At 64.5% G+C, this 21723-nt stretch carries 28 protein-coding genes, 3 tRNA genes and 1 other RNA gene; 15 read left to right on the top strand and 17 right to left on the bottom strand.

Going from position 1 to position 21723, the window contains the following annotated elements:
- Positions 1-13 precede the first annotated feature (13 nt).
- Positions 14-493, top strand: a complete 480-nt coding sequence (locus AC3WRC_RS09525; RefSeq protein ID WP_492303675.1) for a glutathione peroxidase — start codon at positions 14-16, stop codon at positions 491-493.
- Positions 493-1899 (top strand): dihydrolipoyl dehydrogenase, encoded by a 1407-nt coding sequence (gene lpdA / locus AC3WRC_RS09520; RefSeq protein ID WP_492303674.1) that lies wholly within the window; start codon positions 493-495, stop codon positions 1897-1899. The genes AC3WRC_RS09525 and lpdA overlap by 1 nt, the downstream gene beginning before the upstream one ends.
- Before the next feature lie 61 nt (positions 1900-1960).
- Here the strand turns inward: lpdA and AC3WRC_RS09515 are convergent, their stop codons facing one another.
- Together AC3WRC_RS09515 and AC3WRC_RS09510 are read right to left on the bottom strand one after the other, a co-directional pair.
- Positions 1961-2143 carry a DUF3606 domain-containing protein gene (locus tag AC3WRC_RS09515; RefSeq protein WP_055753752.1) on the bottom strand — a complete coding sequence of 61 codons (183 nt, stop codon included), beginning with the start codon at positions 2141-2143 and terminating at the stop codon, positions 1961-1963.
- Positions 2144-2176: 33 nt separating this feature from the next.
- On the bottom strand, positions 2177-4552 hold the full coding sequence (locus AC3WRC_RS09510; protein WP_165118681.1) for an ATP-dependent helicase: 2376 nt from the start codon (positions 4550-4552) through the stop codon (positions 2177-2179).
- A gap of 52 nt (positions 4553-4604) precedes the next feature.
- Here AC3WRC_RS09510 and AC3WRC_RS09505 point away from each other — a divergent pair, with 52 nt between their 5' ends.
- Positions 4605-4868 (top strand): hypothetical protein, encoded by a 264-nt coding sequence (locus AC3WRC_RS09505; RefSeq protein ID WP_492303673.1) that lies wholly within the window; start codon positions 4605-4607, stop codon positions 4866-4868.
- Between the two features lie 19 nt (positions 4869-4887).
- Here AC3WRC_RS09505 and AC3WRC_RS09500 read toward each other — a convergent pair whose 3' ends face one another.
- Both AC3WRC_RS09500 and AC3WRC_RS09495 read right to left on the bottom strand, forming a co-directional pair.
- Complete coding sequence (locus tag AC3WRC_RS09500; RefSeq protein WP_199059749.1) at positions 4888-5112, bottom strand: ribbon-helix-helix domain-containing protein; 225 nt, start codon at positions 5110-5112, stop codon at positions 4888-4890.
- Complete coding sequence (locus AC3WRC_RS09495) at positions 5109-5516, bottom strand: YbaY family lipoprotein (protein ID WP_492303672.1); 408 nt, start codon at positions 5514-5516, stop codon at positions 5109-5111. The genes AC3WRC_RS09500 and AC3WRC_RS09495 overlap by 4 nt, the downstream gene beginning before the upstream one ends.
- A 106-nt stretch (positions 5517-5622) precedes the next feature.
- On the opposite strand from AC3WRC_RS09495, the gene AC3WRC_RS09490 reads away from it, so the two are divergent.
- Positions 5623-6507, top strand: a complete 885-nt coding sequence (locus AC3WRC_RS09490; protein ID WP_492303671.1) for a DMT family transporter — start codon at positions 5623-5625, stop codon at positions 6505-6507.
- Positions 6508-6511: 4 nt separating this feature from the next.
- Here AC3WRC_RS09490 and AC3WRC_RS09485 read toward each other — a convergent pair whose 3' ends face one another.
- Together AC3WRC_RS09485 and AC3WRC_RS09480 are read right to left on the bottom strand one after the other, a co-directional pair.
- The gene (locus tag AC3WRC_RS09485) at positions 6512-6700 is read right to left on the bottom strand and encodes a DUF4169 family protein (RefSeq protein ID WP_055753746.1); all 189 of its coding nucleotides are present in this window, start codon (positions 6698-6700) and stop codon (positions 6512-6514) included.
- Between the two features lie 2 nt (positions 6701-6702).
- Entirely contained in the window at positions 6703-7962 is a 1260-nt protein-coding gene (locus AC3WRC_RS09480) for a patatin-like phospholipase family protein (RefSeq protein ID WP_492303670.1), read from the bottom strand.
- Positions 7963-8112: 150 nt separating this feature from the next.
- On the opposite strand from AC3WRC_RS09480, the gene AC3WRC_RS09475 reads away from it, so the two are divergent.
- Positions 8113-8352, top strand: a complete 240-nt coding sequence (locus AC3WRC_RS09475) for a DUF2171 domain-containing protein (RefSeq protein ID WP_039243689.1) — start codon at positions 8113-8115, stop codon at positions 8350-8352.
- Positions 8353-8448: 96 nt separating this feature from the next.
- Positions 8449-8835, top strand: a complete 387-nt coding sequence (locus AC3WRC_RS09470) for a YccF domain-containing protein (RefSeq protein WP_066551433.1) — start codon at positions 8449-8451, stop codon at positions 8833-8835.
- A gap of 63 nt (positions 8836-8898) precedes the next feature.
- Here the strand turns inward: AC3WRC_RS09470 and fumC are convergent, their stop codons facing one another.
- The gene (gene fumC / locus AC3WRC_RS09465) at positions 8899-10290 is read right to left on the bottom strand and encodes a class II fumarate hydratase (protein WP_091746677.1); all 1392 of its coding nucleotides are present in this window, start codon (positions 10288-10290) and stop codon (positions 8899-8901) included.
- 61 nt (positions 10291-10351) lie between these two features.
- On the opposite strand from fumC, the gene AC3WRC_RS09460 reads away from it, so the two are divergent.
- Positions 10352-11005, top strand: coding sequence for a peptidylprolyl isomerase (locus AC3WRC_RS09460; protein ID WP_492303669.1), 654 nt, complete (start codon positions 10352-10354; stop codon positions 11003-11005).
- Positions 10981-11361, top strand: coding sequence for a RusA family crossover junction endodeoxyribonuclease (locus AC3WRC_RS09455; protein ID WP_492303795.1), 381 nt, complete (start codon positions 10981-10983; stop codon positions 11359-11361). Before AC3WRC_RS09460 ends, AC3WRC_RS09455 begins: the two co-directional genes overlap by 25 nt.
- A 6-nt stretch (positions 11362-11367) precedes the next feature.
- On the opposite strand, the gene AC3WRC_RS09450 is transcribed toward AC3WRC_RS09455, so the two are convergent.
- From AC3WRC_RS09450 to miaA, 3 genes are all read right to left on the bottom strand, one after another.
- Complete coding sequence (locus AC3WRC_RS09450; protein ID WP_017504863.1) at positions 11368-11841, bottom strand: SspB family protein; 474 nt, start codon at positions 11839-11841, stop codon at positions 11368-11370.
- Between the two features lie 111 nt (positions 11842-11952).
- Positions 11953-12322: a transfer-messenger RNA gene (gene ssrA, locus AC3WRC_RS09445) on the bottom strand.
- A gap of 10 nt (positions 12323-12332) precedes the next feature.
- Positions 12333-13205: a tRNA (adenosine(37)-N6)-dimethylallyltransferase MiaA gene (gene miaA, locus AC3WRC_RS09440; RefSeq protein WP_492303668.1), complete on the bottom strand. Its 873-nt coding sequence runs from the start codon at positions 13203-13205 to the stop codon at positions 12333-12335.
- 74 nt (positions 13206-13279) lie between these two features.
- On the opposite strand from miaA, the gene AC3WRC_RS09435 reads away from it, so the two are divergent.
- Together AC3WRC_RS09435 and AC3WRC_RS09430 are read left to right on the top strand one after the other, a co-directional pair.
- Positions 13280-14344, top strand: a complete 1065-nt coding sequence (locus tag AC3WRC_RS09435; RefSeq protein WP_492303667.1) for an Mrp/NBP35 family ATP-binding protein — start codon at positions 13280-13282, stop codon at positions 14342-14344.
- 76 nt (positions 14345-14420) lie between these two features.
- The gene (locus tag AC3WRC_RS09430) at positions 14421-15518 is read left to right on the top strand and encodes an NADH:flavin oxidoreductase (RefSeq protein ID WP_492303666.1); all 1098 of its coding nucleotides are present in this window, start codon (positions 14421-14423) and stop codon (positions 15516-15518) included.
- Between the two features lie 19 nt (positions 15519-15537).
- Here the strand turns inward: AC3WRC_RS09430 and AC3WRC_RS09425 are convergent, their stop codons facing one another.
- The 6 genes from AC3WRC_RS09425 to AC3WRC_RS09400 form a co-directional block, all read right to left on the bottom strand.
- Complete coding sequence (locus AC3WRC_RS09425; RefSeq protein WP_039243695.1) at positions 15538-15858, bottom strand: YbjQ family protein; 321 nt, start codon at positions 15856-15858, stop codon at positions 15538-15540.
- Between the two features lie 9 nt (positions 15859-15867).
- Positions 15868-16395, bottom strand: a complete 528-nt coding sequence (locus AC3WRC_RS09420) for a dihydrofolate reductase (RefSeq protein WP_492303665.1) — start codon at positions 16393-16395, stop codon at positions 15868-15870.
- A complete protein-coding gene (locus AC3WRC_RS09415) occupies positions 16392-16691 on the bottom strand; it encodes a phosphoribosyl-ATP pyrophosphohydrolase (protein ID WP_492303664.1) in 300 nt (99 codons plus the stop codon). Before AC3WRC_RS09415 ends, AC3WRC_RS09420 begins: the two co-directional genes overlap by 4 nt.
- Before the next feature lie 4 nt (positions 16692-16695).
- Entirely contained in the window at positions 16696-17550 is an 855-nt protein-coding gene (locus tag AC3WRC_RS09410; RefSeq protein WP_492303663.1) for an alpha/beta hydrolase family protein, read from the bottom strand.
- Positions 17551-17561: 11 nt separating this feature from the next.
- Positions 17562-18419 (bottom strand): thymidylate synthase, encoded by an 858-nt coding sequence (locus AC3WRC_RS09405; protein WP_492303662.1) that lies wholly within the window; start codon positions 18417-18419, stop codon positions 17562-17564.
- 75 nt (positions 18420-18494) lie between these two features.
- Entirely contained in the window at positions 18495-19037 is a 543-nt protein-coding gene (locus AC3WRC_RS09400) for a DUF924 family protein (protein WP_492303661.1), read from the bottom strand.
- Here AC3WRC_RS09400 and ilvC point away from each other — a divergent pair.
- Positions 19036-20070, top strand: a complete 1035-nt coding sequence (gene ilvC, locus AC3WRC_RS09395) for a ketol-acid reductoisomerase (protein WP_492303660.1) — start codon at positions 19036-19038, stop codon at positions 20068-20070. The two genes, AC3WRC_RS09400 and ilvC, sit on opposite strands and share 2 nt — an antisense overlap.
- Positions 20071-20130: 60 nt before the next feature.
- Here the strand turns inward: ilvC and AC3WRC_RS09390 are convergent.
- A tRNA-Pro gene (locus tag AC3WRC_RS09390) sits at positions 20131-20207 on the bottom strand.
- A 201-nt stretch (positions 20208-20408) separates the two neighbouring features.
- Here AC3WRC_RS09390 and AC3WRC_RS09385 point away from each other — a divergent pair.
- The 4 genes from AC3WRC_RS09385 to AC3WRC_RS09370 all read left to right on the top strand — a co-directional run bounded on the left by AC3WRC_RS09385 (position 20409) and on the right by AC3WRC_RS09370 (position 21688).
- Positions 20409-20482, top strand: a tRNA-Gln gene (locus AC3WRC_RS09385).
- 122 nt (positions 20483-20604) lie between these two features.
- Positions 20605-21123 carry a Dps family protein gene (locus AC3WRC_RS09380; protein WP_492303659.1) on the top strand — a complete coding sequence of 173 codons (519 nt, stop codon included), beginning with the start codon at positions 20605-20607 and terminating at the stop codon, positions 21121-21123.
- A gap of 68 nt (positions 21124-21191) precedes the next feature.
- On the top strand, positions 21192-21554 hold the full coding sequence (locus AC3WRC_RS09375) for a hypothetical protein (RefSeq protein ID WP_492303658.1): 363 nt from the start codon (positions 21192-21194) through the stop codon (positions 21552-21554).
- 49 nt (positions 21555-21603) lie between these two features.
- A tRNA-Leu gene (locus tag AC3WRC_RS09370) sits at positions 21604-21688 on the top strand.
- Positions 21689-21723 lie beyond the last annotated feature (35 nt).

Here is a 21723-nt window from a genome sequence, read left to right as displayed (position 1 = left end):
GGGAGAGGAAGTCATGACCTCGGTCTATGACTTCTCCGCCCGCGCCATCGACGGCACGGACGTTTCGCTCGATCGCTTTCTCGGTCAGGCGTTGTTGATCGTCAATACGGCGTCCAAGTGTGGCTTTACGGGGCAGTACGACGGCCTCGAAAAGCTGCACCGCGCGTTTGCTGATCAGCCTTTCGAGGTGTTGGGCTTTCCCTGCAACCAGTTCGGCGAGCAGGAGCCGGGCAAGGCGGCGGAAATCGCCGCCTTCTGCGCCACCAGTTTCGACGTGACCTTTCCCCTGTTCGACAAGGTGGAGGTCAACGGACCGAACCGACATCCGCTTTACGCCTGGCTGACCGAACAGAAGCGCGGCTTCCTGGGCTCCAAAGCCATCAAGTGGAACTTCACCAAGTTCCTGACCGACCGCGAGGGTAGGGTGGTCGCCCGCTATGCCCCGCAGACTGAACCCGAGGCCATCAAGGCCGACATCGAGAAGTTGATCTAATGGCTGCTGAATTCGATCTCGTCGTCATCGGCTCGGGCCCCGGCGGTTATGTCGCGGCCATTCGCGCCAGCCAGTTGGGCCTGAAGGTCGCCATCGTCGAGCGCGAGAACCTGGGCGGCATCTGCCTGAACTGGGGGTGCATCCCGACCAAGGCCCTGCTGAAGTCGGGCGAGAAGTTCGAGAGCCTGAGCCACCTGAAGGAGTACGGCTTGTCGGCGTCCGGCGCGTCGTTCGATTTCGACGCCATCATCCAGCGCTCGCGTGGCGTGGCCAAACAACTGAATCAGGGCGTCGGCTTCCTGATGAAGAAGAACAAGATCGAGGTGATCGAGGGTTCGGCCAAGCTGGAGAAGGGCGCCGCCGCGCCCAAGGTCGTCGTCGCGCTGAAGGCGGGCGGTTCGCGCGGTCTGGAAGCCAAGTCCGTCATGCTGGCCGTCGGCGCCCGCGCCCGCGCCCTGCCGCAGATCGGACTGGAAGCCGATGGTGATCGCATCTGGGCCTATCGCGAGGCCATGGCCCCGAAGTTCCTGCCCAAGTCGATTGTCGTGATCGGTTCGGGCGCCATCGGGATCGAGTTCGGCAGCTTCTATCGCGCTTTGGGCTGTGACGTGACCGTGGTCGAGGCCGTGGATCGTATCATGCCGGTCGAGGACGAAGAGGTCTCGAAGGCCGCTCAGAAGTCGTTCGAAAAGCGCGGCATGAAGTTCAAGCTGGGCGCCAAGGTCACCAAGGTGAGCAAGGACGCCAAGGGCGTGAAGGTCGGCGTCGAGATCGGCGGCAAGGCCGAGACCCTGGAGGCCGAGGTCTGCATCTCGGCCGTGGGCATCACCGCCAATACCGACGGCATCGGTCTGGAAGAACTTGGTCTGGAAATGGACCGCGGCCACGTCAAGATCGATGGCCACTGCCAGACCAACGTCAAAGGCCTGTACGCCATTGGCGACTGCGCCGGCGCGCCCTGGCTGGCGCACAAGGCGTCGCACGAAGGCATCCACGCCGCCGAACATATCGCTGGCTACAAGACGCCCAACGTCCATTCGCCGATCGCCGGCTGCACCTATGCCCAGCCACAGGTGGCCTCGGTCGGCGTCACCGAACAGGCTGCTCGCGCCGAGAAGCGCGACGTCAAGATCGGCCGCTTCCCGTTCCGTGTGAACGGAAAGGCGATCGCCTCGGGCGATACCGACGGCTTCGTCAAGGTAATCTTCGACGCCAAGACCGGCGCGCTGATTGGCGCCCACATGATCGGCCACGAGGTCACCGAGATGATCCAGGGCTATGTCACCGCCATCACCATGGAGGCGACAGAGGAAGATATCCACGGGATCGTCTATCCGCACCCGACGATGTCGGAGGCCATGCACGAAGCGGCGCTGGACGCATATGGGCGTGTGATCCACATCTAAGCCAGAGACGGAAACGGCCTCGGAGTGCTCCGGGGCCGTTTCTCGTTTCAGGAAGGCGGCGTCAGCGCTTCTTGCCCAATTCCGCTGCGATATCCTTGGTCATGCGCCCAACCTTGCGGTGCGCGGCGGTGATCTGGTCCTTGGTCACGCCCCAGCGTTTCATCCAGTATTCGACCGACTGACGTTCCGACAGATCAATACGATCCTTGTCGATGAAGCCGCGCTTGTCCTTGAGGCCCGCCATCTTTGGCTCCATTCATTGCGTTAGGGTGCCGGGTTAGGCCTTCTCGACAAAGCTGTCGATCACGCGCTTTTCCCCGGCCTTTTCGAACTCGACCAGCAGCTTGTTGCCTTCGATGACACGCACGTTGCCGTAGCCGAACTTCTGGTGGAAGACGCGTTCACCCTTTTTCCAGCCTGAGCTGGATTTGGGGTCGGCGGTGGCGATCAGTCGGCCGTCGCCTTCGATGACGGCCTTGCGCGCCGGGATCTTGGCTGGGGTCTGGGCGGCGGTGAAGGATTGGGCGCGTTTCCAGCCGGGGGAGGAATAACCGCTGCCAAAGGATGGCGCGTCGTCCCAGCGGCTCTTGGCCTCCTTCATGCCGGTCGAAGCGCCGTAATAGCCTGTGTCGGATTGGGGATCGACGTGGGCGATGGGCAGTTCGTCGACAAACCGACTGGGCAGTTGGGAGGTCCAGCGTCCATAGACCAGCCGGTTGGCGGCGAAGGAGATGCGGGCGTCCTGCTTGGCGCGTGTGACGCCGACGTAGGCCAGACGGCGTTCCTCCTCGAGACCCTTTTCGCCCTTTTCGTCGATGCTGCGCTGGCTGGGGAAGACGCCTTCCTCCCAGCCGGGCAGGAAGACCAGCGGAAACTCCAGTCCCTTGGCGCCGTGCAGGGTCATGATCTGCACCGCCCCGTCGCCGTTGGGATCGTCGCTGGTCGCGCGCTCCAGATCCATCACCAGAGAGACGTGCTCCAGATAGGCTTGCAGCGTCTCGAACTGCTGCATCGACTGGGTCAGTTCCTTCAGGTTCTCCAGGCGGGTTTGGCCGCTGGTGCGGTCGGCCTTCTGCATGTCGGTATATCCGCTCTCCTCCAGCACCGTCTCCATGACCTGCCAGTGGGGCGTGGTCTCGGACAGTTGGCGCCAGCGGTCGATGTCGCGCACGAAGTTGGACAGGGCGGTGCGGGTGCGGGCCTGAAGCTCGTCGGTATTGATCAGGCCCCGCACGGCGGTCAGGGCCGACAGGTCGTGTTGGCGGGCCAGTTGCAGGATTTTCTGCACGCTGGTGTCGCCGATGCCGCGTTTGGGCACATTGACGATCCTTTCGAAGGCGAGGTCGTCGTCTTCCGACAGGATCAGGCGCAGATAGGCGTGGGCATCGCGGATCTCGGCGCGCTCGAAGAAGCGCGGGCCGCCGATGACGGTGTAGGGGATGGCCAGCATGACCAGCCGTTCCTCGAAGGCGCGCATCTGGAACGAGGCGCGAACCAGAATGGCCATGTCCTTGTATTTCAGGCCGGGTTCGCCGGCATGGGGACGCCGCGCGGTCTCGATCTCGTCGGCGATCAGCCGGGCCTCGGCCTCACCGTCCCAGACCCCGCGCACGCGCACCTTGTCGCCGCTGTCGTCCTCGGTCCACAGGGTCTTGCCCAGCCGGTCGCGGTTGGCCGCGATCAGGCCGGACGCCGCCCCCAGGATATGACTGGTCGAGCGATAGTTCCGCTCCAGCTTGACGATCTTGGCGCCAGGGAAATCGCGTTCGAAGCGCAGGATGTTGTCCACCTCGGCCCCGCGCCAGCCGTAGATCGACTGATCATCGTCGCCGACGCAGCAGACGTTGCCTGTCGAGGCCGTCAGCAGCCGCAGCCACAGATACTGGGCGACGTTGGTGTCCTGGTATTCGTCCACTAGGATGTAGCGGAACCGACGGCGATATTCCTCAGCCAGGTCCGCATGCTGCGACAGGATAGTGATGTTGTGCAGCAGCAGATCGCCGAAGTCGCAGGCGTTCAGGCTGCGCAAGCGCGCCTGATAGGCGGCGTACAGACCCTGACCCTTGCCGTTGGCGAAGTCCTCGCCCGGTGGCAGCTTGTCCGGCGTCCAACCGCGGTTCTTCCAGTGATCGATCAGGCCGGACAGCGACTTGGGCGTCCAGCGTTTGGTGTCGATGTTGGCCGCTTCCAGCAGCTGTTTCAGAACTCTTTCCTGGTCGTCGGTGTCCAGGATGGTGAAGCTGGATTTCAGACCGACCAGTTCGGCGTGGCGACGCAGGATCTGGGCGGCGATGGAGTGGAAGGTGCCCAGCCAGCGCAAACCTTCGGCGGAGGGGCCGATCAGATGCGTGATGCGCTCGCGCATTTCGCGCGCGGCCTTGTTGGTGAAGGTGACGGCCAGCAGCTCCCACGGCTTTGCCCGGCCTGTCGCCAGAATGTGCGCCAGTCGTGTCGTGAGGACGCGGGTCTTGCCCGTGCCGGCGCCGGCAAGCACCAGCACCGGCCCCTCGGTCGTCTCGACCGCCTCGCGCTGCTCCGGATTCAGCCCCTTCAGATAATCGCGCGGCGCCTCGCCCTCGGGCGCACGAGCGCGCGCGAGGTCGGAAATGCGGGGGGCGGGAAGATCAGTCACAGGCGCAAAAATATCCGTCAGTCAGAATCGAACCGGAACATAAGGGGACCGCGCGGCAATGTCAGGGCCGCGCATGACGAAAGCTCGGAACCGTGCGGGCGAGGGTCGGTTCCTAGCTGCAATGCAGCACGACGATCACCAGCCAAGGCCGACGCGCCGCAAGCCGAACGGGCGGGCGGGCTGGATCGCCTTTGCCTTGGGCATGACCTCGATGTTCGCCATCATGGCGATCTGGGTGGCGGTCGTCGAAATGGGCGACGCCCCTTCAGATGAGGTGCAGTTGATCAGTCGATCGGAAGCGATAGACGACCATGGCAGGCACGGCGGCAGCGACTAGCCGATTCTCCAGGGGGCGTTCACGTTTGACGTCCATGATCCGCCACCCAGTCCAGCGCCAGCAGGCGACAGGCGGAGGCGAGGGGACGTCGGCCGCGACCGGCGTCGATTTCGGCCAGAAGCTGAGCCTTGCTAAGGCTGCGGGCAGCCGCGATCCGGTCCAACACGGCCCAGAACTCCGGCTCCAACGCCACCGACGTGGCATGGCCGGCGAGGGCGACCGAACGTTTGCTGAGGCTGCTCAACGCGCGGACTTCAGCACGATCTCGGCCGAGGCGGGGGCGCCGTTCGTCAGGATCGCGTGGTGGGTGTCTGTGACGAAGACCAGGGCGCCGGCCGCGTCGCGGATCTCGGCGCGCGCGGCATAGGTGTGGCGTGGATCGATCTGAGACGTGGGAAAGCCAAGGGTGACGCGATAGGGCGGGGCGCCAGTCAGCGGCTCTCGTGTTTCGGCGAGAACCTTGGCGGGCGCGTCGGCCAGACTGACATCCTCAACCCTGACGGTCAGGACATGGCCGGGCGGCAGCATGATCCGTTCGCGATAGGTGGCCGTTACGTTCACCATCGTCGTTCCGGTCGTCACGTCCGGCGTGGCGGCGCAGGCCGCCAAGACCAGAGCGGCAGGCAGGATCAGGGGGGCGTTTCGCATGGCGATCTCCTTCGAGGCGCCCAGTGTGTCACACTCAGGCGCAAGACGTGAGGGCGCGTGGCGTCACGGCGTGTTATGCGGGCCGTCCACCGTCGGAGATCAACCTTTGAGCCGCCCCTTTGCGATCGCTGCGATCACCATCTGCGCCCTGATCTGGGGCACGACCTGGTACGCGATCACCCTGCAGCTGGGGCCGGTTGATTCCATCGTCTCCATCGTCTGGCGGTTTGGTCTGGCGTCGGCGGTGCTGTTCGCCTTCTGCGCCGTGACGCGACGGCCGCTGCGTCTGACGCGCAGCCAGCATCTGGCCGCCATCGGACAGGGCGCCTTCGTCTTCGCGGTCAGCTATGGCTTCGTCTATGCCGCAGAAGGGCAGGTGGCGTCGGCTGTGGTCGCGGTGATCTTCGCCGCCCTGGCCTTTGTGAACCTGATCCTATTTCGGCTGCTGGGTGGACAGAAGGCGGCACCAGCGGCGTGGATCGGCGCAGTACTGGGCGTCATGGGCGTCGGGGTCTTGTCCTACGGCCAGATCACTGCGGCCGGCGCTGGGCTCAATCCGGAGCTGGGCGTCCTTTTCGCGCTAACCGCTGTACTGGCTTCGGCGCTCGGCAACTGGTTCGCCTGGAAGGGACAGCAGGCGGGCGCGCCCGTCATGGCCGCCACGTCCTGGGCGATGGCTTATGGCACAGCCATGTTGGCGCTGTACGGCATGGCGACCGGCGTGACGTGGCAGATCGAGCCGACGCCGGACTATGTCCTGTCGCTGCTTTATCTCTCGCTGTTCGGGTCGGTGATCGCGTTCGGCTTGTACTTCACCATCGCGCGCCAACGCGGCTATGCCCTGGCCAGCTACATCTCGGCTCTGACGCCGCCCATCGCCATGCTGGTGTCGGTGCTGTTCGAGGGCGCGCGTTTCGGCTCGAGCGCCGTGATCGGCCTGGCGCTTGTGCTGGCGGGGCAGGTCATGCTGATTCGCGCGCCCAAGGCCTGAGCCGTCAGTCGTCGGATTTCGGCTCCAGCTTCTGACCGTCCAGCTGCTTCTGGGCGCGCTGACGCTCAAGAGCGGACAGGGTCTTCTCGGCCTTGGAGCGTCCATGGGCCAAGCGGTTGGCGGCGGCCAACGCCTTGTCTTCAGCCTTGGCGCGGGTCTTTCGCGCTCGGTTTAGATTGATGATCTCGCCCATGACTACGCCTTGGGCTTTTCGGCGGGGGGCGCATCGGCCGGCGGCTTGGCCGAGGGCTCTGGCGCCAGCACAGCCGGCACCTGAGACTCCGAAATCGTCGTCTGGGGGATGAAGGGCTGGTCCGCCGGGCGCTCGCCCAGCCGGGTCCAGGCGTCGGCGCCGCGTCCGCGCTGACGCCCCAGTTCGAACATGGCCGTCATGGTCTCCTGATCGAACTTCAGGCTGGAGGCGGCGACATTGTCTGGAATGGCCGACAGCGCCATGTCCAGCCCATTGCGCCGCGCGAACGCCGCCGTCACCGCCAAATGGATGCGCAGCGACGACTTGCTCATGCTGTCATAGGTCCGCGCCAGGATCCCCGACAGGCGGCCGGGCGTAACGCCGTCGTTGCGGCCGACCTGGCCGTTGACGATCACATAGAGGGCGCCGACGCGGCCTTCGTCCTTTGGGCGGGTCCAGAGCATCAGGTCTTCAGGAATAGCCAGGAACGGCGTGTTGACGCCGCCATCGACGTGCATTTCCAGAACCACCTTGTCGTCGTCCTGAAGCCCGGCGATCAGAACCGGAGGAAAGACGCCGGGAATGCTGGCCGAGGCGACCAGCACCTCCTTGAACAGCTCGCGGGCGTTCTCGTCGCCCTGGGTCGCCAAGAGACCCATGTCCCAGATGACGGTTTCCTCGCTGTCCAGATCGGTCGTCGCCACCAGCAGGCGTCGGCCCTTGGCGTGCTCGCGCGCGACGGCCTGCATCAGTTCAGGGGTGACGTTGTCATCAACCAGATTGCGCAGGACCTGTGACGAGAACAGGCTCGGGTTCAGGAAGGCGGCGAAACTGCGCCAGCTCAGCAAATTGCTGGCGGCGCCGCTGGTGTAGGCGTGCTGAAGTTCGTCGTCCCAATCCGATCCAAGAAAGGCGAACGGAGCGGCAAGCGCCCCCGTGCTGACGCCGGTGACGACATCGAACGCGGGGCGATCGCCCTGTTCGGTCCAACCGACCAGAACCCCGGCGCCGTAGGCCCCGTTTGCGCCGCCGCCGGACAGCGCCAGGATCGACGTCGGTTTGTCAGGCCGAAGTCGCTGACCGATTTCCTGGGTGAAGGCTTGTAGGCGCGCGCTGTCGCTGGCGCGGATGCGAGGGTCTTCCGCCTTGACGAGCGTGCCGTCGGTGATGCGGAGGGGGCCGGTCGGGCGATCCAGCGTTCCACACGCCGAAAGGGCCAAGGCCATGAGGACGCCGAACAGGCCTGATCCAATCCGCCGCATATCTTGAGTTCCGGTTCCGTGTGAACGCCGGCTTCTACCGCGTCCTTGGCAATCCTGTCATCAAGGCGATGAACAAGCGTCGCCGTTTGAAACCGTCGCAGGCCGGGTGTGTTCTCATCGGCAGGACAAACCAAACTGCTGGAGATACACATGGTTGACGTTTCGCTCATCAAGGAACACCTCGAAGTCGTGGGCTCGGACGGCGGTCACGTGGGCCGGGTCGATCACGTCCTGGGCGACCAGATCGAACTGGCGAAGCTGGATTTCGCCGGCGGCTTCAAGCACCACATGATCCCGGTCAGCTGGGTCGAACGGGTTGACGACAAGCACGTCCATCTGAGCCTGACCCAAGACGACGCCAAGGCGCGCTGGACCGAGAAGCCGCACTAAGGCCGATCTGACGCCGATTTAATGAAGGCCCCGCTGCACAAGCGGGGTCTTTTGCTTATTTGAGGTATGTCGCATTGGGCGACAGGGGAGCCTGTTTTGATGCGCCTGATCCTGAATATCCTCTGGCTCATCTTCGGCGGCTGGATTTCCGGGCTGCTGTGGCTACTGGGCGGCGCGATCCTCGCGCTGACCGTCGTCGGCCTGCCGTGGACGTTCGCGGCGTGGCGCATCGCCAGCTATTCGTTCTGGCCCTTCGGCCGCGAGATCGTGTGGCAGGACACGCATCCCGTCGCAGGCTGCGTCGGCGTCGTTTTGAACGTCGTCTGGTTCGTCGTGGCCGGCTGGTACATCGCCCTGACGCACCTGCTCATCGCCGTGGCGGAGTTCGTCTCCATCATCGGCATTCCGTTTGCGCTGAAGGATCTCGAACTGGCCAAGTTGGCGCTGGCGCCGGTCGGACGCACCATCCGCGACAAGGCCTGACCCAAACGAAAACGCCGACGTCAGACGACGTCGGCGTTTCACAAATATCGATCTTGGATGGGGTCAGCCCGGCGAGATCATCTTCTCCGGCCGCACGGCTTCATCGAACTCCGCGTCCGTCAGATAGCCGCCGCCGACAGCCTCTTCGCGCAACGTGGTGCCGTTCTTGTGCGCGGTCTTGGCGATCTTGGCGCACAGATCATAGCCCAGCTTGCCGTTCAGAGCGGTGACCAGCATCAGCGAGTTGTTCAGGCCGCGCGCAATATTGTCCTCGCGCGCCTCGATGCCGACGACGCAGTTGTCGGTGAAGCTGATGGCCGCGTCGGCGACCAGGCGCACCGACTGCAGGAAGTTGTAGGCCATCACGGGGTTGTAGACGTTCAGCTCGAAATGGCCTTGCGATCCCGCGAAGGTTAGGGCGGCGTTGTTGCCGAACACCTGGACGCAGACCTGGGTCAGGGCTTCGCATTGGGTCGGATTGACCTTGCCCGGCATGATCGACGAGCCTGGCTCGTTTTCCGGCAGCGCCAATTCGCCCAGACCCGAACGCGGGCCGGAGCCCAGGAAGCGGATGTCGTTGGCGATTTTGAACAGGCTGGCGGCGACCGTGTTGATGGCGCCGTGGCTGAAGACCATGGCGTCGTGGGCGGCCAGGGCCTCGAACTTGTTCGGGGCCGTGGTGAAGGGCAGGCCGGTGATCTCGGCGATCTGGGCCGCAACCTTCTCGGCGAAGCCGATGGGCGCGTTCAGACCGGTGCCGACGGCGGTGCCGCCCTGCGCCAGTTCCATCAGGGCCGGCAGGGTCTGTTCGATGCGCTTGATGCCGTTCTCGACCTGTTGCGCATAGCCGCCGAACTCTTGGCCCAGCGTCAGAGGCGTGGCGTCCTGGGTATGGGTGCGGCCGATCTTGATGATGTGGCCCCAGGCCTTGGCCTTGGCGTCCAGCGCGGCGTGCAGATGTTTCAAGGCCGGGATCAGGTCGTTGACCACCTGTTCGGCGCAGGCGACGTGCATGGCGGTGGGATAGGTGTCGTTGGACGACTGGCTCATGTTGACGTGATCGTTGGGGTGGACCGGCTTCTTCGAGCCCATCTCGCCGCCCAGAATCTCGATCGCGCGATTCGAGATCACCTCATTGGCGTTCATGTTCGATTGGGTGCCCGAACCCGTCTGCCAGACCACCAGCGGAAAGTGGTCGTTCAGCTTGCCTTCGATAACCTCATTGGCGGCCTTGATGATGGCGTCGGCCAGAGCCGGATCCAGCTTGCCCAAGTCGCGGTTGGTCTCGGCGGCCGCACGCTTGACGATGCCCAGGGCGCGCACGACCGGCAGGGGCTGCTTCTCCCAGCCGATCTTGAAGTTTCCGAGCGACCGCTGCGCCTGAGCGCCCCAGTAGCGATCGGCGGCGACTTCGATCGGGCCGAAGGTGTCGGTCTCTGTGCGGACGTTGCTCATGCGCGTAAATCTCGTCTCTCAGGCGTGGCGATGGGTTGCGCGGCGGTGTAGCACGAGAGCCATGCAGGGCAAGAAGAGCGCGGATATGAGACGAGGGTTGATCGCCGTGGCGGCGCTGTCGACGTTGGTGGGCTGCGCGACTGTTCAGCCTGAACCCAGAATGACCCGCGTTGCGCTCGACACGACAGCCGGCACGATCGTATTGGCGCTGGATGCAGCCGCTGCGCCGATTACGACATGCAACTTCATCAGCTACGTCGTGACGGGTGATTATGATGGGGGCACGTTCTTCCGAACGGTCAACCGCGATACCAATACCGCCAGCCGCTATCCCATCGACGTAGTCCAGGCGGCGACGCCACGCGGCAGCGACGACGCCTCGCGGCCGCCGATCATTCTCGAACGGACACGAGACACTGGCCTGCGTCATACGGCCGGCGCGGTGTCCATGGCGCGGGACGGACCGGACAGCGCTACATCCAGTTTCTTCATCGTCACACAAGATACGCCGAGCCTGGACTTTGGCGGAGGGCGGAATCCTGACGGTCAGGGCTTCGCCGCTTTCGGCGCTGTGGTCGAAGGGCTGGATGTCGCGCGCAGAATCCAGCGGATGCCCGCGAATTCTGAGGAGCAGCTTACGCCGCCCGTAACGATCCGCTCTGCGCGCTTGCTGGATGCTGCGCCCGCCGTCTGCATAAAGTCGATGCGACCGTGACCGCGGGCTGGATCGGGACCGGCAAGGTAAGGGCGCGCGAGGATGGCGATGCGGTCGAGCTCGTTATCGACGGCCTGACGACCCAGGCCAAATACTACAAGCCGCTGGTCTATGAGTTCATGCGCAAGGAATGGCGCGGAGCCAGACCATCATGGGGCGACCATGTCGTAGAAATCCGCATGGAGCATGTCGGCGAGCCGCCCTGGATGGACCTCGACAACCTGGCCAAGGCTTTGCTCGATTCCATCAAGGGCTATCTGTTCCACGACGACGCCCAGGTCGCGCGGCTGCTGGTCGAAAGACGCGAAGGCGAAAAAGAGCGGATCCTGATCCGCTCCTATCCACGCAAGGACTGACGGCGGCTATTTCTTGCGGAACTGGTCCAGCGAAACGACCTTGGGGCCGTCCGAAATCGGCGGCATGTCCTGGGGCGGGGTCGGCTCGTCTTCGACCTCGTCCAGAAGCTGCGGGTCTTCGAACTGCAGCAAGAATTGGACGCTGGGATCGTAGAAGCGCGTGATCGCGGAATAGGGGATGACCAGGCTCTTGGGCATGCCGCCGAAGCGCAGCTTGACCGAGAAACGCTCAGGCTCGACGCGCAGGTCGTCGTACTGGTGCTGCAGAACGACCGTCATCTCTTCTGGATATTTCGCCAGAATGTCGGGGGCCACGCTGACGCCGACGGCGCGCGTCTTGAAGGTAATGTAGAAGTGGTGGGCGCCGGGCAGGCCCTCGGCCAGCACGCGTTCCAGCGCGGCGCGCATGACGCCGCGCAGGGCTTCCTGCGCCAGCTGTTCGTACCGCATCTCATCGACCGGAGGGGCCTGGTCGCTCATCGTCACCTCACATCAGAGCGCGACTGATAGCGGCGCAGGGCCGTAGGCGAAAGGTGTCATGAAGGTAAAGCGCCGGGATTTTGGCGCCAAGCTCCCGATCATCTTTTGGAAAGTGCCGGGGGTTCTGTTGCCAGGCCCCCCGACGGGCCCCGCCCAAGGATCTGAACCCCTAGGACTTAAGATTCGAAATCACTCGAACCGCATTACGCGGCGAGAGCGACTTCTCCAGCGAAGTTATCGTTCGCAGTTAGAAAATGGCCCGATACGGTGGGCCAGGACGAGCGAAAGCAATCCTCTTTACACGTCCGTCGATGCTAGTCGGCCCCATGCTGCCTCCGCCGATAACGCGGGGAGAAAGTTGGTGGAGCCGCCGGGAATCGCACCCGGGTCCGGTCCGCTTATTACAAGCGCGTTTATCGCTATAGTCCGGCCGAAACCGGACCAGACGAATATAGGCGCAGCCGTGAGGCATTCCAAGCGCCGGATTGCACTCAGGCGCGGCGCCACTCCGGCGTCTGGTTTCGGAACCACGTCAACTGACGCTTGGCGTAGTTGCGGGTGGCTTGTTTCAGGGCGGCGATCGCGTCGTCGCGGGCCAGATCGCCGGATAGGTAGGCGGCCAGTTCTCTGACCCCGACCGCCTTCATGGCGGGCAGGGCGGGGTTCAATCCACGGTCCATGAGGGCTTGGACTTCGTCTATCGCTCCCTGATCGATCATCAGGTCCACGCGCTGGTCGCAGTTTGCATAGAGTTGCTGGCGCTCAGGCTCCCTGACCCATCCGGTCCATGAATCCGGCGCCAACAAGGGCTGGGTGTCGGCCCTCCAGACGCTTAACGCGCGGCCGCTGGCGATGAAGACGCTCATGGCCCGCACCAGTCGCTGGCGGTCTCCCTGTTCGATGGCTTGCGCCGCCTCGGGATCGATCTGGGCCAGGCGCCGGCGGAAACCTGACTCGCCGAGCGCCGTGTAGTCGGCATCCATCTGATCGCGCACCGCGCTCGGCACCGCAGGAATATCGGCCAGGCCGCGTGTCAGGCTGGTGAAATAAAGGCCGGTCCCCCCCACCAAAATGGCCGGCCGGCCTTGATCGCGGAGGTCGTCGAGCAACGCCATTACCGCGCGGCTCCAGCGTCCGACCGACCAGGCGTCGGCGGCGTCGGCGACCCCATACAGTAGATGATCGGCCTGGGCTTCATCCTGCGCCGAAGGGCGGGCTGTCAGCATGCGCAGGTCGGCGTAAAGCTGTTGGCTGTCGGCGTTGATGATCACCGCGCCCGTTTCGCGCGCCATCTTCAGCGCCAGCGCCGACTTGCCCGAGGCGGTCGGGCCGGCGATCAGGGTGATTGGGGACGGTTGGGACAAATCGTGGCTCGCGGGATGGGTTCGACGGCGATAGAACGCGCGCATCATTGCCCGCAAGTCTTCTGGAGACCGCCTTGGTCGAACGCACCGCCGTCATCGCCGCACTCGACGCCGTCATCGATCCTCTTTCCGGCCTGGGGTTGGTCGCCGCCGGTCTGGTTCAGGGTCTGGTCGTGGCTGAGGATCGCGCGGGGTTTGCTCTGGAAGTGGATCACACCCAAGCGGCCGCCTACGCACCGGTTCGTGACGCGGCGGAGGCTGCACTGAAGGCCATTCCCGGCATGGCGCGCGTCTCGGTCATTCTGACCGCCGAGACCAAGCCTGCTGCGCCGCGCACGGCGGGCCTGTCAAAGGCGGCGGTCGATCAGGGCCGCGCCAAGGCGCCCGTCCCGACCGAGCGCCCGGCTCATGTCCGCCGCGTGCTGGCCGTCGCCAGCGGCAAGGGCGGTGTCGGCAAGTCCACCGTCGCCGTAAATTTGGCCGCTGCGCTTTCGGCGCGCGGGCTTTCGGTCGGCATTCTCGACGCCGATGTGTATGGGCCCTCGTTACCAACCATGCTGGGCATCAGTGGTCAGCCCGCCTACGAGGACGGCGCCATCGTGCCGCACGTCGCCCACGGGCTGAAGGCTATGTCGGTTGGCCTTTTGACCAAGAAGGACGACGCCATGATCTGGCGTGGACCGATGGCGTCGCAGGCCATCACGCAGATGCTGACACAGACGCGTTGGGGAACGGCTGATGCGCCGCTGGACGTGCTGGTGGTCGATCTGCCGCCGGGCACGGGCGACGTCCAGCTGACCCTGATCCAAAAGACGCCGCTGGATGGGGCGGTGATCGTGTCGACGCCGCAGGAAGTCGCTCTGGCCGATGCGCGACGTGCCCACACCTTGTTCCAGCGCGTCAATGTCCCGACGTTTGGCCTGATCGAGAACATGAGCGGGCCAGTCTTTGGTGAAGGCGGAGCCAAAGCCGAGGCCGAGCGCTTATCCATCCCGTTTTTGGGCGCCTTGCCGCTGGACGCCGCCTTCCGAGAGGGCGGCGATGCCGGACGACCGCCTGTCGCAACCGATCCGCAGGGTGCTATCGCCGGCCGCTTCGCCGAAATAGCCGCGCGCGTCTCGGCGGCGCTCGGGCTTTAGAAAAAGCCGAGGCAAGGGGTTTTCAAACGCAACCCTGTTCGCCACCTTGGGTGCTACAGATACCCAAGGAGATACGATGAGCCTCGACGCCCTGTTCAGCCCCTTCACGATCAAAGGGCTGACCCTGCCCAACCGCATCGTCATGGCGCCCATGACGCGGTCCTTCTCGCCGAATGGCATCCCGACCTCCGACGTCGCCGCCTATTATCGCCGTCGCGCCGAGGGCGGGGTGGGCCTGATCGTGACCGAAGGCACGGTCGTCGAGCGTCCGGCGGCGCGCAACGACGCCAATGTTCCGGTTTTCCACGGCGAAGCGCTGCCGGAATGGAAGTCCGTGGTGCAAGAGGTTCATGCCGCTGGCGGTCTGATCGCGCCGCAGATCTGGCACGTGGGCTCGGCGCGCGGACGCGGCGATGACTGGGCGCCGCTGGGCAAGGTGGATAGCCCGTCGGGCATGACCATGCCGGGCAAGACCAAGCTGGAGCCGATGACGGAGGAAGATGTCGCCGACACCATCGCCGCTTTCGGCCGGTCGGCCCGCGCGGCTCGCGACCTCGGCTTCGACGCCGTCGAAATCCACGGCGCCCACGGCTATCTGATCGATCAGTTCTTCTGGGGCGGCCTGAATGCGCGCGAGGACCGCTGGGGCGGACCGACCATCGCGGACCGTGCCCGCTTCGGCGCCGAGGTCGTGAAAGCGGTGCGTGAAGGCGTCGGCGACGACATCCCCGTCATCCTGCGCCTGTCGCAGTGGAAGCTTCAGGATTACACGGCCCGCATCGCCGAGACGCCGGAACAGATGGTCGAGTGGCTGACTCCGTTGTCGGACGCCGGCGTCGATGTCTTCCACTGCTCTCAGCGCCGCTTCTGGGAGCCGGAATTCGAAGGCTCGGACCTGAACTTCGCCGGCTGGACCAAGAAGTTGATAGGCAAGCCCACGATCACCGTCGGGTCCGTCGGCCTGGACGGCGAGTTCATCGCGGCCTTCGGCGGCGAGGGTTCAAAGCCCGCCTCGCTGGACGGTCTGCTGCGCCGTCTGGAGAACGAGGAGTTCGACCTGGTCGCCGTCGGCCGCGCACTGCTGGCCGATCCTCAGTGGGTCGCCAAGATCCGCGACGGTCGTGAAGACGAGCTGCGCAACTTCGAGCGTTCCGACCTGATGACTCTGTCCTGATCGGGAAACGTCGAGCCGGTCATGCCGGCTCGACGATCACGCCCGTGCCGTAGCACAGCACCTCGGTCACGCCCGGCATGATCTCCGTCGCGTCATAGCGGACGGCCAGGATGGCGTTGGCGCCGTGGGCTTGGGCGTGTTTGACCAGTTCGTCATAGGCTTCCTGACGCCCGGCCTCAGCAAGCTTCACATAGGCGCCGACTCGGCCTCCCAGCATCGACTGGACCCCGCCGATGGCGTCGGAGATGGCGTTGCGCGAGCGCACCGTGACACCGCGCACCAGGCCGATGTGGCGGGTGACGCGAAAGCCGGGCAGGTCGTTGGTCGTGGTGACGTACATCTGTTTCTCCTAGCGTCGTTCCAGCACACGGAAGGTGAAGGCATGGTCGTCCTTCTCGCCCGCCGGGTGCGATTCTGACGATACCTCCACCCAGGCCGTTTCGTCGAATGACGGAAAGACGGCGTCGCCCTCGGGAGAGGCCTCGACCTCGGTAATGTAGAGGCGCCTGGCGCGGGGCAGGGACGCCTCGAACAGGGCGGTGCCGCCGATGATGCAGATCTCCTCGACGCCATCGTCCTCGGCGGTTTCGCGTCCGATCTCGATGGCTTCGTCCAGGGTGGCGCAGACCAGCGCGCCCTTGGACATGCCGTCGCTTTCGTAGGATTCGTCACGCGTCAGCACGATGTTCAGCCGACCGGGCAGAGGCTTCAACGGCAGGCTCTCCCAGGTCTTGCGGCCCATCAGGCAGGGCTTGCCCACCGTGATGGCCTTGAACCTTTGCAGGTCCGAGCGCAGCCGCCAGGGCAGGTCGCCGTCGCGGCCGATGACGCCGTTGCGTCCACGCGCGACGACCAGGGCGATAAGAGGAACGGTCATACATTCGGCTCCAGCCAGTTCAGCCATTTGCGCTGCATGGCCTGATCCAGATCGACACCGGCCCGCGCGCAGTAGATCAGCAGCATCCCCAGTACATCCGCCGCCTCGTCACCCAGCGCCTGGCTGTCGGGCGCGCCTCTTGCTCGGCCAGTCAGCCGAAGGTGCTCTGCGGTCAGTTCGCCAAGCTCTTCCTGCAGTTTGAGCAAGGCCCAGTCGCGGTCGCGGTCGATATCGTGTTCTGCGGCATAGATGTCGGAGATGCGAATCACCGACGCGGACAGATCGCGCAAATCCATCCGTTCAGCGTCGCTCGACGCTGACGCCGTCTGCGGCGAAGGCCAGTAGGCGCGACCGGGCGTCGGCATCATTCAGCGCGTAGGCGTCTAGGAAATCCTCCGTCGCCCGGATGATCTGATCAAAACGTTCGCCTTGCGCCGTCCCCGGCAGTTGATGGTCTGCGCCCGCGAAGATCATGAGGGTTTTGTCGCCGGCCGGACTATTGTCGAACGGCGCGCGATGATCGCGCCAATCGCTGACGAAGCCGGGCACCAGATCCTGATCGCCAGTGATCACCAACAGCGGACGGTCAACAGTACGGTAGCTGTCGGAGGTGACGAGGCCGGGGATAGAGCCGGCCGAGGAAAAGGCGATCACGCCTTTTACCGCCGGGTCGCCTGCGGCGCCCGCCGCCGTGACGGCGCCGCCCTCGATTACGGACATCAGAGAGCCAAACGAATGCCCCGCCACGATCAGCGGTTTGCCCGAATGCGCATGAGCGGCGATGCCGCGTGCGACGCCCAGGTCGATCAGCCTGGTCGAGAAGGCGGCGCGATTGTCATATTTCTCATGTTCGGGATGGCGCAGAGAATCGACGTGCAGCGGTGCGATTACCGTGAAACCGTGCGCCGCCCAGGCCGACAGAATGCGGGCATAGGCCGTCGGCGAACCGTTATAGCCGTGGCTGAACACCACCACGCCGCTTTCGACCGGGGCGGTCCAGATGCTGATCGGTATGGCCCGACCGTCCGGCGCAGGCACCTTGATTTGTACCGGTGTGATCTCGGCGGCTTCAACGGCGGATGAGATCGGCTGGGCGACCGCCGACGCCGTGGGCGTTGCGAGTAGAACGAGACCAAGAGAGAAAGCGCGGATCATCGTGAACGACCTTAAACGGCGACGGCCGCCTTGATATGCGGCCAGGCCTCGTAACCTTCGAGGGTGAAGTCCGAGAGGTCGAAGGCGAACAGGTCGGTCTTGGGCGCGATCTGCATGACGGGCAGGGGCAGGGGCTCGCGGGTCAGCTGGAGTTCGGCCTGTTCCAGATGGTTCAGATAAAGGTGGGCGTCGCCGAAGGTGTGGACGAAGTCGCCCGGCTCCAGCCCCACCACCTGGGCCAGCATCATCGTCAGCAGGGCGTAGGAGGCGATGTTGAACGGCACGCCCAGGAAGACGTCGGCGCTGCGCTGATACAGCTGGCAGCTGAGCTTTCCGTCGGCGACGAAGAACTGGAACAGGCAGTGGCAGGGCGGCAGGGCCATATCGTCGACATCGGCCGGGTTCCAGGCGGTGACGATGTGGCGGCGGCTGTTGGGATTGGTCTTCAGCCCATGAACCAGCTTGTCGATCTGGTCGATGATGCGGCCGTCCGGCCCAGTCCAGGACCGCCATTGCTTGCCATAGACCGGACCCAACTCGCCCTCGGCGTCGGCCCATTCGTCCCAGATGCGAACGCCATTGTCCTTCAGATAGGCGATATTGGTCTCGCCACGCAGGAACCACAGCAGTTCGACGATGATCGACCGCAGATGCAGCTTCTTGGTCGTCAGGACGGGAAAGCCCTTGGACAGATCGAACCGCATCTGGCGACCGAAGACGCCCAGGGTGCCGGTGCCGGTGCGATCGTCGCGGCGCACGCCGTTGTCGAGGATGTCTCGCAGCAGGTTCAGGTATTGACGCTCGGGATGATCGGTAGGCGCCGCAGCGATGCGAGCCTGAAGTTCAGCGATGGCGACCTGAGCGTTCATGGCATCAGCTTCTACCCGAATCGGTCTTTCGCCAATCGGCCGTCGCCGCTCGCTATCTGATCGTTGTGGATCGAATCAGCCGCCGAAACCGCCTCCGTCGAGGAAGGCCTGTTCTTCAGGCGTCGTCTGGCGGCCCAGCGCGGCGTTGCGGTGCGGGAAGCGGCCAAAGCGGACGATGATGTCCCGGTGCAGCGTGCCCCATTTCTCCAACTCTTCATCGCCGGCGACCAAGGCCATGTAGCGGTCCTGATCCTCGATCCGTTCGGAATGTTCGAAGGGCAGGAGCAGGAAGTTCTTTAGCGCCGGCTCGACCTCCATATGCAGATCACGGGCTACGGCTTGGTTTGCGAACATCAGGGCCAGCGGGTCGGTGGCGAACTGATGCGCCGTGCCGCGAAAGCTGTTGCGCGGATACTGATCCAGCAGGATCAGCAGCGCCAAGGCGCCCTCGGCCGTGTCCATCCAGTCGTCCAATTCGCGGCGCGCGGCGGCCCAGTGGACCGCGCGACCGCGATCCCGGAAATCGGCGTCGAACGCCTCGTCCTTGACGAACCACTTTTCGGGCCCAGCCTCTTTCCAGAAGGCGACGACGTCGGATGGGGTTATGAAGGCGGTCATGACCCAGACCCTACCCAATCCGCTGCCCGTCTTCCATGATCGCGACTGCGACCTTTCGATCATCCGCGGCAAGCGCGTGGCCATGATCGGGTACGGCAGCCAGGGCCGGACCCATGCGCTGAACCTGCGCGATTCGGGCGTGACCGACATCGTGGTGGGTCTGAAGGCTGACTCCAAGACGCGAGACCTGGCGCGCGCCGACGGGTTCGAGGTGATGACGGCCGGACACGCCGCGTCGGGCGCCGACGTGGTCGCCGTCATGACGTCAGACGAGGCGCACCGCGATCTGTGGCGCGACGAACTGGAGCCGAACGTGCGGCCGGGCGCGGCCTTGGTCTTCGCCCACGGCCTGTCAGTGAGATTCGGCCTGGTCGAACCGCGCGCCGATCTGGACGTCATCCTGGCCTCGCCCAAGGGGATCGGGCCGCGCATCCGAGATCTGTACGAAGCCGGGGAGGGGGTCTTCTGCCTGTTTGGCGTGCAGCAGGACGCGACGGGCGACGCGCATGCGCTGGGCCTGTCCTATGCGGCGGCGCTGGGCTGCGGGCGCAAGGGCATTCTGGAAACGACGATGCGCGACGAGTGCGAGAGCGACCTGTTCGGCGAACAGGTGGTTCTGTGCGGCGGCATCGCCGAACTGATCGACGCGGCCTTCTTGAAGCTGGTCAACGCCGGCTATCCGCCCGAAGTGGCGTGGTTCGAATGTTTCTATGAAACCAAGCTGGTGACCGACCTAATGTACGAACGCGGCATCGCGGGCGCCTTCGCCAAGATTTCGAACACGGCGGAATACGGCGCCTATCTGACCGGGCCGAGGGTTATCGGAGACGAATCGCGCCAAGCGATGGATGAGGTGCTGGCCGAGGTTCAGAGCGGGGCGTTCGTGCGGCGGCTGATGGCCGACTACGACGCCGGTTCGCCCGATCTGACCGCGCGCAGAAAGGCGCTAGGCTCTAGGGCCATCGAGTCGGTTGGGGCGCATCTGAATGCGGTGGCGCGCCGGGCGATGGAGAGCGCGGCGAACGACGACTGACGCGGCTCTGGCAGCGGGCAAAGACCCGCTGTCGCATCGTCGATTTTTCTGAGGAGAAGATGGTCGGAGTGAGAGGATTCGAACCTCCGACCCCTGCGTCCCGAACGCAGTGCTCTACCAGGCTGAGCCACACTCCGACCGTGGGGGCTGGCCTGGCGGCGTCGCCCCGAAGTGAGGACGCGGCTTATAGCCATGGGTTCGATAGGCCGCAAGCGCCCATTTCGACCCATCTTCACGGTAAGCGAAAATAGTCCTGAAAGAGGGTGTTGCATCCCAAAACGGCTTGGCGTATCTGACCGCCTCCGCCGCACAGAGTGCTTCGGAAACGCCGGTCCTGCTGGGGAATGGTGTAATGGTAACACTACGGTTTTTGGTACCGTCATTCTAGGTTCGAGTCCTAGTTCCCCAGCCATCCGCCGACAAAGGTCGGCGCCGCCGAACTAGTTCACAGCTTCAGCATTATCATCTGCGCCAGGGCTTCCGTTCGGATGCCCGGCTACCTAGCTTGACCGCAGACTGCTGCTGAGGAGAACGATGATGGTCACCGCCAAAGAAAAGCGCCTGGCGCCCCTGAAGACGCCGACGAGCCTGTCGGAGGAGGCGACCCAGAGCATTTCCGCCGCTCTGACCGGCCTGCTGGCCGATACGTTCGCTCTCTACATCAAGACCAAGAATTTCCACTGGCACGTCTCGGGCCCGCATTTCCGGGACTATCATTTGATGCTGGACGAGCAGTCGGCGGAAATCCTGGCCATGACCGATCCCATGGCCGAACGCGCGCGCAAGATCGGCGGGACCACGCTGCGCTCCATCGGTCAGATCGCCAAGGAATCACGCGTCGCCGACAATGACGCCGATTACGTCGATCCGTTGGATATGCTGGCCGAGCTTCGCGACGACAACGGTGAATTGATCGGCCGGATGCGCGAGGTGCATGACCTGTGCGACGAGCACAACGACGTCGCGACCGCCAGCCTGCTCGAGAACTGGATCGACGAAAGCGAGAAGCGCGTCTGGTTCCTGTTCGAATCGGGTCGTCGCGGCAACGGCTGAGGAACCGCAGCGCTTGCGCCGTCTTATGTATCGTCGATAGTCGATTATGGACGGCGCAGGAGGGGCGTGTGAAGCAGGGTGCGGTGATCTGCGGCTTGGCTATTGTGGGTGTGCTGGCGGCCTCTCCCGCCTCAGCCGATATGTCCAAGGCGTTCGGCAATACGATCGTGTCCCACTATCCGAACGGACAGTGGGTCAGGCACTATTTCGATCCGGATGGACGCTACACCTCGCAGTTTTCGGACGGGCGACGTGTGGCGGCCCGCTGGTCGGCCGAGGGTGACAAGATTTGTCTTACTGGTTTCAGCCCGCGCCAGATTCTGCCGCGGTTCTGCAGCCGGATGGTCGAGGCCGATGTCGGCGACACCTGGCGCGCCCGCGATCCCTTGGGACGCTCCATTCGCAACGAACTGGTCGCTGGCCGTCGCTGAGGTCTTGCCCTGAGCGGCGTCACCCTCTAGAGGCGACCGCCTACCCGATGCGGATGTGGCGGAACTGGTAGACGCACTGGATTTAGGTTCCAGCGCCGAGAGGCGTGGAGGTTCGAGTCCTCTCATCCGCACCAAGACAAAAAGGCCCCGGAGCGATCCGGGGCCTTTC

Source organism: Brevundimonas sp. EU05-FHT14B07, assembly GCF_058790795.1.
Note: the sequence above shows the minus strand (reverse complement) of the source record. Positions and strands in the feature narration are given on the sequence as shown.